Raw genomic sequence first — 13,942 nt, forward strand, 5'->3', positions numbered from 1 at the left:
TTGACATTCATATGGTCATCACTTAGAATGGGACTATAAAATAAATAAGAGAAAAGACCGATCACTGCGCTGGAGCGGTGATTGTGAGTATGTTACTGAAAATAATCAGGCAGAACTCAAGAAAGTATAGTAGGAGACCAAGGTCCCTTTGTATACTTTCTTGGGTTTTTTTTCTGGAAAGGAGGAAAAAATGAAGATCAGCCAAATCTTAAATAATAACGTTGCATTGGTGAAACGGGGAGGAAATGAGGTCTTCGTCGTTTCAAAAGGAATTGGTTTCAAAAAGAAAAAAGGGCAGCAAATCGCGGAAGAGGAAGTCGAAAAAATGTACATTCTCGATTCCTTTGATATGCTGGATCATTTCAGCTATTTATTATCTCATTCAGATCCCAATGACATTCTTTTGATCAGTAATATTATTTCCTATGGAGAGGAAACATTAGGCATCAAAGCAAGTGATTATCTAAGTTTGGCTCTTCTTGACCACTTGGAATTTTTGCTGAAGCGAGTAGAAAAGCAGCAGTTCATCAAAAGCCCTTTAATTTGGGATACAAAACGTTTTTATCCTGATTATTTCAAAGTAGGACTCAAAGCCCTAAAAATGATCGAGGAACAAAAAGGGCTGCAGCTTCCTGAAGATGAGGCCGTATCGCTTTGTTTACATTTCGTCAATATGGAAGAAAGCCGCGACAGCAAGAAGGATCATGTACTGGAGATGCGCACACTGGGGGATTTAGTCTCAATCGTAGAGCATCATTTCAATGTAACCTTGGACGAAGAATCGACGAATTACATGCGCTTCACGACACATTTACAATATTTTGTTCAGCGAATTATTGATGGCGAGATATTCAATGATGGTTCAGAAACCTTAGAACTGTATAAGCAAGTCTGTCAATTATATCCAGATTCATTTAAAGCAGTTCAAAAAATGAAAATCTATGTGCAAACGCAGTTTAACTTAGAAATCTCAGTTAATGAGGAAACCTATCTGATGCTTCATATTAATCGTGTCACAGAAAGAATGGAGGACAAAAAATGAGTTATGAAAAATTAAATAAACAGCTGATTGAATTAGTCGGCGGTAAAGATAATATCAAAGCGGTCGCGCATTGTGTGACTCGCTTACGTCTGACCCTAAAGGATCGTGATTTAGCGAAAACCGAAGAAATTAAGAATTTAGACGGCGTGATTGACGTTGTTTCGAATGAAGTGGCGTATCAAATCATTGTCGGAACACATGTTACGGATGTCTACAATGAATTTATGGCGATGCTTGGTTTGAAACCAGATGGTGAAGAGATTGAAAAACCACGGGCAAAGGGAATCAAGGGAATTGCTTCATCGATCTTGGTTATGATCTCAGAAACGATGACTTCGATTATTGAAGTCTTGCTGGCAGCAGGAATGATCGCCGGGATCATGGCGATTATTTCATTAACAGGCTTGGTTTCGAAAGACAGTTCGACTTATATGATTTTTGATACATTACGTGGTGGAGTGTTCCATTTCTTACCAGTTTTTATTGCGGCATCTGCGGCAAAACGGATGAAACTCAACGAATATGTGGCAATGGCTTTGGCGGTGGGATTACTTTCCACTAATATCGATGGAGCAAAAGGGTTGGAATTGTTTGGTTATAACCTTCCAACGATTGGTTATGCTAATACCTTCATTCCAATTTTGCTAGGTGTTTGGTTCTTGAGTATCGTGACAAAGTATCTGAAAAAAATCATTCCAAGCGGATTACAATATTTCTTAGTACCGGCGCTATCGTTGGTGTTAACCTTCCCAGTTATTTTAGTCGTTTTCGGTCCAATTGGAACTTTGATCGGTGACGGTGTGAACGCGTTCTTCAATGTATTGATGAATACAATCGGAAACTGGATCGTTGTAATGCTTTACGCGGCTTTCCAACCATTCTTGATTGTTCTAGGCGCAGCCAATTTTACTTATCCAATCGTGTTGAACTTCCTAGGAACATTAGGCTATGACCCAATCATTAACCATGCGGCAACGATTTCCGATATTGCAGTTTGTGGCGCTATGTTTGGTTATTTCCTACGTGCAAAGAAAGGACACCAACGTCAAATGTTCGGTACGGTTAGTTTTAGTGCCTTGATGGGTATCACTGAACCGGCAGTATTCGGGGTCTTTGTTAAATATCGTCGTCCGTTTTTGGCCGTTATTATTGGCGGGGGACTTGGTGGATTAATCGCTGGGTTGGCCGGTGTTAAAACGATGGGATTTGTTTGGGGACTGGCAGCTTTACCAACTTACTTGGCTGGCGGAACGAGTAATTTTATTTGGATGGTAATCAGTGTCATCGTTGGTTTCGTTGGAGCGGCCGCGGTTGCATATGGTGTCGGTATTCCAAAAGAAGAGTCTGAAGAAGAATTAGAGGAAAAAGAATTAGTCGAAGCATTAGAAAGCAACCAAGGATTGAAACAAGTCTGCATCGGTAAAATTGCGGAAGGAACAGCGATTCCATTGAGTGAAGTCAGCGATAAGGCCTTTGCCTCTGGTGCATTAGGCAAAGGTGTCGGTATCTTACCAGTTCAGGCTGAAGAGACAATCATTTCACCAGTTGAAGGAACAGTAACAGTTGCTTTTCCAACCAAACATGCTTATGGCATCAAGACTAAAAATGGTGTGGAACTACTGATTCATATTGGCGTTGATACAGTAAATTTAGAAGGAAAGTATTTTGAAGGCTTTGTAGAACAAGGACAAGAAGTGAAAAAGGGCGATATTCTGGCGAAATATCAAGCGGACAAAGTGGAAGAAGCGGGATTTGATCCAGTGATCATCGTGGTTGTAACGAATTCCAATGATTACCTTGATGTTATTTCAGCTAGTAATGGCCAAGCAGACGAATTGCTGACAGTCATTCTATAGAAGGGAGAAACAAATGACACTTACAAAAGATTTTTTCTGGGGCGGCAGTATCGCCGCACATCAGTGTGAAGGAGCTTGGCAAGAAGATGGTAAAGGGCCAGCGATTATGGATTTTGTCACAAAGGGTTCAAATAAAGAACCTCGCACGATTACTGAGACAATCGATCCTAAGCTAGACTATCCTTCCCATTTAGGAATTGATTTTTACCATCAATATAAAGAGGATATTCGACTCTTCAAAGAAATGGGTTTTACAGCATTACGCATCTCAATCGATTGGTCGCGAATCTTTCCTAAAGGTGATGAGCAAGAGCCTAATCAAGCAGGAATTGATTTTTATGGAAATGTGATTGATGAGCTACTAGCAAATGATATTGAACCAATCGTGACGCTGTATCATTTTGAGCTGCCGATCCATTTAGTACGCGAATATGGTTCTTGGAAAAATCGTCGAGTGATTGATTTTTATCTCCATTATTGTGAGACCGTTCTTAACGCCTATGATGGCAAGGTCAAGTATTGGGTGACGTTTAATGAGATGAATCATCTTGACCCGCAAACCGAACAATCTGATATTTTTACCTACTTGATTGCTGGTTTAAAATATAGCGAGATGAAGAATCCAGCAGTTGATTTAGCACGTATTGGCTACAATATGACTTTGGCTGGTGTGAAGGCCGTTCGTTTAGCACGTGAGATCAATCCAGAGAATAAAATTGGCTGTGTCTTTGGCCTGAATCCAATCTATTCTTATGATTGCCAGCCTGACAATGTGTTAAAAAGTTTCCTAGATAATGACCGAGATTATTACCAAGTCGATGCCATGTGTAATGGAAAATTTCCCAAATACAAGATGAAACAATATCAAGCATTGAATATCGATCTAGAAAATCAATCCAGTGATGCAGAAGATTTTGCCAAAGGATCGATTGATTTTATTGGCTTAAATTATTATATGTCCAGTATTTCTGAACCGAATACTCCCGTAGAAGGAGAAACCTCCCTTTTTGGCGGCATTCAAAATCCATATTTAGAACAGTCGAAATGGGGCTGGGGAATTGATCCTACAGGCATTCGTTATGTGATGAATTACTTGTATCGAAAATACGAATTACCGATCATCATTACTGAGAACGGCTTAGGAGCAGTCGACCAAATCGAAGACGGGACAGTCCATGACGATTATCGAATCGATTATCTGCAAAAACACATCAAAGCGGTCAAACAAGCAGTGGAAGAAGACTTTGTCGAATGTATCGGATATCTAAGTTGGGGACCAATCGATTTAGTTAGTGCCAGCACAGGTGAGATGAGCAAACGTTATGGCTTCATCTATGTGGATTTGGATAATGAAGGAAAAGGAAGTTTGGAACGATCCAAAAAAGATTCCTTTGATTGGTATCAGAAGATTATCAAAAGTAATGGGGAGGATCTATAGAAATGAAAAAAGTTTTGGGATTGTTGTTTGTAGTATTTTTAGGGATCGGATTGACTGGCGGTATTTCCGCTCAGGCGAAAGAAAAAACTTCTGATAAAAAGAATGAGGTAACCATTTATCTTGTTCGTCACGGAAAAACATTCTTCAATACGACTGGACAAGTTCAAGGTTTTGCGGACTCCCCTTTAACAGACAAAGGAATCGAGCAAGCGAAACAAGTTGGTAATGGACTGAAGAAGATTTCATTTGACTTAGCTTATTCGAGTGATCTAGGTCGTCAACGGAATACGGCCAAATTGATTCTTGCTCAGAATAAAAATAAAACTCCAAAAATCTCTGAACATGATGGATTCAAGGAATGGAACTACGGTGGATTTGAGGGGAAAACGAACGCTGAGATGTGGACACCTATTTTTGAGGCAAATGATCTGAAGTTCGATGAGGATTGGACAGATTACGACAAGCTGGTGAACAAATTAGGCGATGAAGGCGTGGCAGATGCTATTGCTGAAAGCGACTCATTAAAAGTCGCGGAGACTTATAACGACATCACTAAAAGAGGGCAGGCAGCGATGAATAAAGTTGTTTCTGATGCCAAAAAGAAAAATGCTAAAACTGTTTTAATTGTTTCTTCTGGCAGTATGATACCTACTTTATTAGAAATGCTGATTCCTGGCGAATATCAAGGGGAAGCCATCGATAATTGCAGTGTTACGACCCTTAGGTATAAGGACAATAAATATTCAGTCGATAAAATCAATGACACACAATATGTAGACTAAAACAAGAAACTTTCGATAGCAGCTTATCGAAAGTTTTTTGTTTCGCCGATTGTAAAATTAAGCTAGACAACTAAAAAAGCCATTTGTGCTACACTCAAAATAGTTCTGACCAAAGAATTATAAGGAGTGAGTACAAATGACCTATACCCATCTTACAACGGATGAACTTGTAATGATAGAGTCTTATTTCAAAATAAATCAATCTGTTGCGAAAACTGCGCATTGCTTGAATCGTTCAAGACAAACGATCCATAAAGTATACCTATTCTTCAAGCAAGGAAAATCAGCCTTAGAATACTATCAACAGTATAAGAAAAACAAATCAAACTGTGGTAGACGCCCGCTTGTTTTACCCGAGGAACAATCAGAATATATTCAAAGAAAGGTTGTTCAAGGATGGACACCCGATGTGATTGTTGGTCGTGCAGCGTTTCCTATTCGTTGTTCTGCTCGTACCATTTATCGTATGTTCAAAAAGGGGCTATTTAATCCTTCTGACTTACCGATGAAAGGCAAGCGTAAACCGAATGGACATCAAGAAAGGCGTGGAAAACAAGCTTTCCGCCGCTCTATTCATGAACGTGAAAAAGATTATAGCCAATTCTCAAATGAGTTTGGTCACCTTGAAGGTGACACTATCGTAGGTCTGAAACATAAAAGTGCTGTAATTACCTTAGTTGAACGATTATCAAAAGTTATCATCACATTGAAACCGTGTGGTAGACAAGCGATTGATATTGAAAAAAAATTAAATCATTGGTTTGAATCTGTACCGAAAAATCTATTCAAATCCATCACTTTTGATTGTGGAAAGGAATTTTCAAATTGGAAACAAATCAGTAATGCCAATGATATTGCCATTTATTTCGCTGATCCAGGAACGCCGTCTCAAAGAGGCCTAAACGAGAATTCTAACGGATTGTTACGTAGAGATGGTTTATTGAAATCTATGGATTTCAATTCAGTAGATGAATCTTTTATTCAATCTGTCACATCTAAACGAAATAATATTCCTAGAAAATCACTGGATTATCGAACACCTTTGGAAGTATTTTTGAGTTACGTAAGTATTGATGATTTGTCTAACTTAATTTGACAATTAAGATTTTTTAAACCTCAGACTTACGGCGGATGTTTTTTTCTACGATCTTTTATAAACTTAATTCAGAGAGGAAGATCGACATGAAAGTTTTGTTTGTCTTTGAAGATCAAGAGTTTTCTAGTTTTTTTGTTTATGATTTGACTAGTGGCGTAAACAGTTTGCTGCGGGTTTCACCAGAGATAAAAATTCAAAAATTGACACTCGGCGAATTGTACAGCCAAGTCCCAATCGAGAAATTCTTAACCTATTTTTCAATGGCTTTTTCTATAGAAGTAAAAAAATATTTAATCTTAAGAAAAGAAGATAGTTTGCTCGGCGTGAAAGAAGCGGGGCTTGAAGAAGATGGAAAAATGCCGATAACTGTTTATAAAGACTTTGTCGCTTTGAAATCTGGTCAAAAGTTTACAAAGGGCGAACATCGGATGACACTGGCTGAGATCGATGCCTACATCAGTTATCAGATTGATCAAGATGGTCGAATTGATGTGTTTGAGCGTCAAGAAGATATCATTCGTTTGATGAAGCGCAAGACAGTTAGACCGCGCTTGTCATCGATTACTAATAATTATGGGACCGTCAAAGAATATTCTGGAAGCAACCTCAATCTGAAAGATATGTTAAAGATGGGTACAGGGTATTTGGCCAAAGGAAGCGCAAGAATGAATAAAATCAATGTACCAGAAATTGGAAGTTTTTCATTGATAGGTAATTTCCCATACAGGCTAGGGACAGTGGATTGGGAGAAAAACAGCGTAAAACTAAGATCCGATTTGACCTAAAGAAAAGTTATTCACAGGGGATACAAAAAAAGCGGTTTTATCAATTAGTTTAGCCGCTTACAATGATACAAATGCCGTTATACCAATGTTTTTGGGAGTTTCACAACTGCGAAACTTTCTTTAGAAACTGCTTTTGAGTACTTGACAATAACGATAATCCATTTGTCAATAGAGATGAAATGACTTTGCTGGAGGTTCATCAAAATGAATTATTAAAGATCAGTTTTGTAATTTGGCTTTGTCGACAATTCCATTACGTAGCAACAAAATTATCAACACTTCCACAAGATGTTCCGCGACATATACAGTAGGTATCAGGTTCATTTTTGTGGGTAAAAAAATAAATTCGTTTATACGACTTAGGAGGAATAATTATGATTTGGACATTAATTGTTGGCGCAATCATTGGTGCGATTGGCGGTGGAATTTCTGGACGTGGCAAGCAAATGGGTTGTTTATTCAATATTATCGCTGGTTTAGCAGGCTCTTATATTGGTCAGGCAATTTTTGGCTATTGGGGACCACAGCTCGCAGGTATGGCGATAGTACCATCAATTTTAGGCGCGGTAGTTGTAGTAGCGGTTGTTTCGTTTTTTACAGGCCGGCGATGAATCAGATGAAACAGAAGTTGAATGTTCGACTTCTGTTTTTTTTGTGTAATTTCATAACAGAGAAAGATATCGAGTACTTCATATTTTATAGTCATGTTCGTTCTGATTTTTGAAACTCTTTGTTATAATGTAAGATGGGTGATAAGAATGAGAAAACGAATTGAAAAATTGCGTGCATTAATGGAAAAAGAAGTAATTGATGCATACTTAGTAACAAGTCCAGCTAATCTTCGTTATTTGACTAATTTTACAGGAACAGCTGGTGTGGCATTCATTACATTAGACAAAGCGTTCTTCATTACTGATTTCCGTTATACAGAACAAGCTAGCGAACAAGTCCAAGGAATGACGATCTTACAGCATCAAGGAGATATCGTGGGTGAGATCATCAAGTTGATGGAAAGTGAGGGCATAAACGTACTCGGTTTTGAAGATGCCTTTATGACTTACGCGGAATATTCTGTTTTTGAAGAAGTAATTGATGCAGAGTTGGCTCCAGCCAGCGGACTTATCGAAAAGCTGCGGGAACAAAAAGATGATGCGGAAATCGCGATTATTGAGAAAGCTTGTGCAATTGCAGATGAAGGATTCGAACATGTCTTAAAGATGGTTCGTCCAGGAATGACTGAAATTGAGGTAGCGAATCAATTGGATTTTTTCATGCGTTCACTTGGTGCGACGGGAACCTCATTTGATACAATCGTTGCCAGTGGTGTACGGTCAGCTTTGCCTCATGGTGTTGCTAGTGAGAAAAGGATCGAGCAGGGAGATTTGATCACACTTGACTTCGGCTGCATTTATCAAGGATATGTCTCAGATATTACAAGAACTTTTGCGATTGGTGATCCGGGTCAAGAATTAAAGGATATTTATCAGATTGTCTTAAGTGCACAACAAAAAGTGATCGAAGTGGCACAAGCTGGGGTGACAGGATCCTATTTGGATTCAGTAGCTCGTGATTTTATCACCGAAGCAGGCTATGGTGATGCATTTGGGCATTCTACCGGTCATGGTATTGGAATGGAAATCCATGAGGGTCCCAACATTAGCCGTTCCAACGAAGATACTTTAAATGTCGGCAATGTCATTACGGATGAACCCGGCATTTATATAGCCGGACTTGGCGGTGTTCGAATTGAAGATGATCTTGTGATTTTAGCAGATGGCAATCGAATTTTAACTCAGTCGCCAAAAGAGCTCATCATTTTATAGGCGTAATAGAGTAGTGGTAGCGTAAGTAAACAAGAAATGATAAACTAGAACCAAATCTGTAGAGATTGAATTAGGAGGAAGTATCATGATTTCAGTAAATGACTTTAAAACTGGCTTGACTATTGAGGTGGATGGCGGCATTTGGCGCGTTGTCGATTTTCAGCATGTGAAGCCGGGTAAAGGTGCGGCCTTCGTTCGTTCAAAACTTAAAAATCTACGTACTGGTGCGGTTCAAGAAAAGACTTTTCGCGCCGGTGAAAAAGTAGCGAAAGCGCAGATTGATAATAAAAAAATGCAATATCTTTATGATGATGGAGACAATTATGTTTTCATGGATATGCAAAATTATGAACAAATCGAATTGCCGAAGCAGCAAGTTGCTGAAGAGATGTTTTATGTATTAGAAAATACTGAATTGACTGTCATCATGTATGGCAACGAAGTTTTAGGTGTAGATTTGCCTAATACTGTAACTTTAGAAGTTGCCGAAACAGAACCAAATATCAAAGGTGATACGTCGTCTGGCGGCTCGAAACCTGCTGTAATGGAGACTGGTTTGACCGTTAATGTACCATTTTTCGTGAATCAAGGGGACAAGCTGATCGTAAACACACAAGACGGCAGCTACGTTTCTCGAGCATAAGAAGACCATTCCAACTTGCTTAAAAAAGGTATGGTTCAAAATCAATCAAACTTCTATTGTATAATAGAGTTTTTAGTGTTTTGTTGGATGGTCTATGACACGAACATCAGACTTATTTTTTCTGTAAGAAAAAATAGTTACATTTGGAGGAATAAGGAGAGAGTAAAATGGCAGATGAAAAAAATTTAGTTTTAGGCGAGAGCCCTGAACTTGGTGAGATTATCATTGCACCAGAAGTGATTGAAGTAATTATCGGAATCGCGGCTTCAAAAGTCGACGGTGTCTATGGTATGCGGGGTTCTTTAGCAAGCAACGTAACTGAATTACTAGGTAAGTCGGCTCACGGAAAAGGTGTATATCTCAAAAATGATGAAGATGGCTTAAAAGTCGATATTTATTCTTATTTTGATTATGGCACTTCTGTACCAAAAGTAGCAATGGCAATGCAAGAACGAGTAAAACAGCAAGTTTTGTTCATGACAGATGTCGCATTAAGCGAAGTGAACATTCATGTTGTGGGTGTTGTTGCTGAAAAACTGGAACAACCGACCCTAGAAGAATTATTCAATGATGAAGAGGAAAATAATGAGTAAAGAATTATCACGTCATGAGATTCGGGAAAAGGCCTTGCAGGCATTATTTCCATTGGATTTCAATCAAGAATTAACAAAAAAAGACGCCATCAATCATGCACTAAGCATTGATCAACAAGACTTTGTCAGCGAAGATGAAGAAGATTTCGTTCCAGTCTATCTGGATGAATTAGTTGGCGGAGTTGTAGAACACCAAGCGGAGCTAGATGAAATTATCAAAAAACATCTGCGTTCTAACTGGTCGATTCAACGAATTGCAAAAATGGATTTGATTATCTTGCGACTAGGGATTTATGAGATGTTATACAATACTCAAGTACCCAATCGAGTTGTTTTAAATGAAGCAATCGAATTAGCCAAAACTTTCAGTGATGATCAATCAAGAAAGTTTGTCAATGGAATCTTGTCTAATGTAATGAAAGAGATCGATGAAGCTGGGGCAAATAGCTAATTAAGCTATTTTTCCCAGCTTTATTTAAACTATACAGAGAAAGAAGCGGGGAATGAACGTGGCACAACTTATTAATGGTAAAGAATTAGCAGAAAAGCTTCAGCAAGAGACCGCAGCAAAAGTCGAAACATTAGCGGCGAAAGGAATCCATCCAGGATTAGTCGTGTTATTAGTAGGTGAGAACCCCGCTAGTCAAATATATGTTAGAAATAAGGAACGGGCTGCAAAAAAAATCGGGATACATTCGGAAATAAAACGATACGCTACTACGATCACCGAAGACGAATTGATCAAAGAAATCGAGTATTTTAACAAATCGGATGAGTTTCACGGGATATTAGTGCAATTACCGTTACCAGAACATATTGATGAAGAAAAGGTGCTGCTTGCAATCAATCCTTTAAAAGATGTTGACGGTTTCCATCCAATGAATATGGGACGTTTATTTGCGGGTATGCCTCACACAATCCCTTGTACACCGTATGGCATTATGAAAATGTTTGAAGAATACGAAATCCCTTTAGCTGGAAAACAGGCGGTTGTGATTGGTCGTAGTAACATCGTTGGTAAACCAATGGCCATTTTACTTTTAGGGGCGGATGCCACAGTAACATTGACTCATTCGAAAACTGAAGATTTGGCTAAAGTTGCTAGTAAAGCGGATATTTTAGTTGTCGCCATTGGTAAAGGCCATTTTGTTACGAAGGAATTTATCAAACCTGGAGCAGTGGTAATTGATGTCGGTATGAATCGTAACGAGGACGGCAAACTGATTGGCGACGTGAAGTTCGATGAAGTCGAGCCAATTGCCAGCCATATTACACCTGTTCCGGGCGGAGTTGGTCCTATGACTATTACAATGTTGATGCAGCAAACAGTTGAATGCTGCGAACGCCAAGTATTGAATCACGAAGAATAAAGAGGTGTTTACATGACACAAGAGTATCTGACTGTAAGTGCTCTGAACAAATACATTAAACGTAAATTCGATGTTGACCCCTATCTAGAACGGATCTATTTGACTGGGGAAATTTCCAATTTCCGTATGCGACCAAACAATCATCAATACTTCAGCCTGAAAGATGAGCGTTCAAAAATCAACGCTATTATGTTTAAAGGGGCTTTTCAAAAACTGAAATTTACTCCTAAAGAAGGCATGAAGGTTTTGGTTGTAGGACGTGTAGCTTTATATGAAGCTAGCGGAATGTATCAAATTTATATTGATCACATGGAGCCTGATGGTGTGGGAGCGTTGTATCAAGCCCTAGCTGAATTACGTGAGAAGTTAGATAAGGAAGGGCTGTTTTCACAGCCAAAGAAACCTTTACCGCATTATCCAAAGCGAATTGCAGTGATTACCAGTCCTAGCGGTGCAGTTATTCGGGATATCATTACAACGGTGAAGCGTCGATATCCTATCGCGCAGTTAGTTTTGTTTCCAACGCTAGTGCAGGGAGAAAAAGCTGCCGCTGATATCGTCAAAAATATAAAAAAGGCTGAATCGTTGGATTTTGATACGATGATCATTGGCCGCGGGGGCGGATCGATTGAGGATTTATGGCCTTTTAATGAAGAAGTTGTTGCACGAGCGATTGCGGCTTCTTCAATTCCAATCATCTCATCCGTTGGTCATGAAACGGATACGACGATCGCGGATTTAGTTGCAGACGTACGAGCAGCGACTCCAACAGCTGCAGCAGAATTAGCAGTACCAGTTTTATCCGAAGAAATTTTGCGAATCAAAGAAAAACAAGCACGGTTAGAGCAGGCCTTTTTACACCAGCTGCAAAGAAAAAAGGAACGTTTTGAACGACTACAGCAATCATATATTTTTAGACAGCCAAATCGATTATATGAAGCACAAAGTGTTCAACTAGATCGGTTGACGCAGCAACTGCAACAAAACATGACTGTTTTAGTTAATCAACGAGAACGAGAATTGATGCAATATAGAAATCGTTTAGGACAATCAAATCCCATAAATCGTGTAAAACAAACCGAACAGCAAATGACTTATTTGCAAGAACGACTACAGCAGCAGATGCAAGGATATTTAGAAAATCAACAGCGGCGAGTGCAACAAGCTATCACGTCTCTCGATTTATTAAGTCCGCTGAAAACGATGGGACGAGGGTTTACTTATACGACCCAAAAGGATCACGTAATCCGTTCAGTGAAAGACTTAAAGGAAAAAGAAATAGCCGTTCATTTTGTTGACGGCACCGTTAAGGCATCAATTTTAGAAATCGAAGAAGGAGAAGAATAATGGAAAATACAACCTTTGAAGAATCAATTGCACAATTAGAAACTATTGTGACACAGCTTGAACGCGGCGATGTCCCTTTAGAAGAGGCTTTGGAAGCTTTCCAAAAAGGAATGGTTTTGAGTAAGCAATGTCAAGATACTTTAACTAAAGCTGAAAAGACCTTGACCAAAATGATGAGTGAAGATGAAGAAGTACCATTCACAGGTGAGGAGGAAGCCTAAATGCTGAAGGAGCTTTCCGCTGAGGAGTTACCTCGAGTTGAAAAAGAAATTGTCGATTTCATCAACACGTATACCACACATGAAGAGTTGAAAGAAAGTATGCTTTATTCAATTGAGGCAGGCGGAAAACGAATTCGCCCACTAATCGTTTTAGCAACCGTCAAGGCATTTCAAAAAGAATTATCGGTACCTGTTCGTCAGATAGCAGGTGCATTGGAGATGATCCATACATATTCGTTGATCCACGATGATTTGCCAGCAATGGATAATGATGATCTACGTCGCGGCAAGCCTACTAATCATAAGGTTTTCGGTGATGCTTTAGCCATTTTAGCTGGGGATGGCCTTTTAACAGGTGCCTTTCAACTAATCAGTGAAACGACACTAAGCCCATCTGAAAATGTATTATTGATCCAACTCTTGGCTAAGTCTTCAGGGATTGGCGGAATGGTTGCCGGGCAAGCAGGTGACATGGCTGCTGAGAAGCGGCATGTACCATTAAACGACTTGAAATTAATACATCGCGAAAAGACTGGGGCACTTTTAACCTATGCTTTCGTTGCTGGTGGAATTTTGGCTAACCAAACAGAATATGTGATCCAACTTCTTGAGAAACTCGGCGGACACATCGGATTAGCTTTTCAAATTCGGGATGATCTTTTAGATGTTGTTGGTAATGCGGAAGAGCTGGGGAAACAGGTTGGACAGGATGAAAAATTAGATAAGAGCACTTATCCTGGATTGTTAGGTCTTGATGGTGCCAAACAAGCACTAACTGACGAATTGAGACAAGCTAAAGCAGTAGTCCAACAATTAGCCAAAACCACAGACTTTCAACCCAAAGTTTTTGAAGAATTATTGGCACTTTTTACTTTAAAAGAATGATTCTTTGAGTGAATGCAAGTCTATCTATGCAGGAAATAATTAATTCAGTGGTTTGCACGAA

General features: G+C 39.2%; 15 protein-coding genes. All 15 read left to right on the forward strand.

Translation table 11 applies throughout. The features are described from left to right. Positions 1-190: 190 nt before the first annotated feature. Positions 191-1,042 (forward strand): PRD domain-containing protein, encoded by an 852-nt coding sequence (locus I585_RS18475; RefSeq protein ID WP_010740509.1) that lies wholly within the window; start codon positions 191-193, stop codon positions 1,040-1,042. After that, complete coding sequence (locus tag I585_RS18480; RefSeq protein ID WP_010740508.1) at positions 1,039-2,898, forward strand: beta-glucoside-specific PTS transporter subunit IIABC; 1,860 nt, start codon at positions 1,039-1,041, stop codon at positions 2,896-2,898. Before I585_RS18475 ends, I585_RS18480 begins: the two co-directional genes overlap by 4 nt. 13 nt (positions 2,899-2,911) lie before the next feature. Continuing rightward, entirely contained in the window at positions 2,912-4,336 is a 1,425-nt protein-coding gene (locus I585_RS18485) for a family 1 glycosylhydrolase (RefSeq protein ID WP_010740507.1), read from the forward strand. Between the two features lie 2 nt (positions 4,337-4,338). Beyond that, positions 4,339-5,118, forward strand: a complete 780-nt coding sequence (locus tag I585_RS18490; protein WP_010740506.1) for a histidine phosphatase family protein — start codon at positions 4,339-4,341, stop codon at positions 5,116-5,118. Positions 5,119-5,254: 136 nt separating this feature from the next. Next, a complete protein-coding gene (locus tag I585_RS18495) occupies positions 5,255-6,214 on the forward strand; it encodes an IS30 family transposase (protein ID WP_002330482.1) in 960 nt (319 codons plus the stop codon). Between the two features lie 86 nt (positions 6,215-6,300). Beyond that, positions 6,301-6,999 carry a hypothetical protein gene (locus I585_RS18500; RefSeq protein ID WP_010740505.1) on the forward strand — a complete coding sequence of 233 codons (699 nt, stop codon included), beginning with the start codon at positions 6,301-6,303 and terminating at the stop codon, positions 6,997-6,999. Positions 7,000-7,373: 374 nt separating this feature from the next. Beyond that, positions 7,374-7,610 (forward strand): GlsB/YeaQ/YmgE family stress response membrane protein, encoded by a 237-nt coding sequence (locus I585_RS18505; RefSeq protein WP_010740504.1) that lies wholly within the window; start codon positions 7,374-7,376, stop codon positions 7,608-7,610. Positions 7,611-7,757: 147 nt separating this feature from the next. Beyond that, positions 7,758-8,822 (forward strand): M24 family metallopeptidase, encoded by a 1,065-nt coding sequence (locus I585_RS18510; RefSeq protein WP_010740503.1) that lies wholly within the window; start codon positions 7,758-7,760, stop codon positions 8,820-8,822. 85 nt (positions 8,823-8,907) lie between these two features. Then, positions 8,908-9,465, forward strand: coding sequence for an elongation factor P (efp, locus tag I585_RS18515; RefSeq protein ID WP_010740502.1), 558 nt, complete (start codon positions 8,908-8,910; stop codon positions 9,463-9,465). A gap of 167 nt (positions 9,466-9,632) precedes the next feature. Beyond that, complete coding sequence (locus tag I585_RS18520; protein ID WP_010740501.1) at positions 9,633-10,058, forward strand: Asp23/Gls24 family envelope stress response protein; 426 nt, start codon at positions 9,633-9,635, stop codon at positions 10,056-10,058. Further along, positions 10,051-10,509 (forward strand): transcription antitermination factor NusB, encoded by a 459-nt coding sequence (gene nusB, locus I585_RS18525; protein WP_010740500.1) that lies wholly within the window; start codon positions 10,051-10,053, stop codon positions 10,507-10,509. Before I585_RS18520 ends, nusB begins: the two co-directional genes overlap by 8 nt. Positions 10,510-10,567: 58 nt before the next feature. Further along, positions 10,568-11,428, forward strand: a complete 861-nt coding sequence (locus tag I585_RS18530) for a bifunctional methylenetetrahydrofolate dehydrogenase/methenyltetrahydrofolate cyclohydrolase (RefSeq protein ID WP_034709533.1) — start codon at positions 10,568-10,570, stop codon at positions 11,426-11,428. 12 nt (positions 11,429-11,440) lie between these two features. Further along, complete coding sequence (gene xseA / locus I585_RS18535) at positions 11,441-12,775, forward strand: exodeoxyribonuclease VII large subunit (protein WP_010740498.1); 1,335 nt, start codon at positions 11,441-11,443, stop codon at positions 12,773-12,775. Continuing rightward, positions 12,775-12,996 (forward strand): exodeoxyribonuclease VII small subunit, encoded by a 222-nt coding sequence (locus I585_RS18540; RefSeq protein WP_010740497.1) that lies wholly within the window; start codon positions 12,775-12,777, stop codon positions 12,994-12,996. Before xseA ends, I585_RS18540 begins: the two co-directional genes overlap by 1 nt. Then, a complete protein-coding gene (locus I585_RS18545) occupies positions 12,997-13,881 on the forward strand; it encodes a polyprenyl synthetase family protein (RefSeq protein ID WP_010740496.1) in 885 nt (294 codons plus the stop codon). It begins immediately after the preceding gene. The last annotated feature ends 61 nt before the right edge of the window (positions 13,882-13,942 follow it).

This window comes from Enterococcus malodoratus ATCC 43197, from assembly GCF_000407185.1.
Lineage (GTDB): Bacteria > Bacillota > Bacilli > Lactobacillales > Enterococcaceae > Enterococcus_A > Enterococcus_A malodoratus.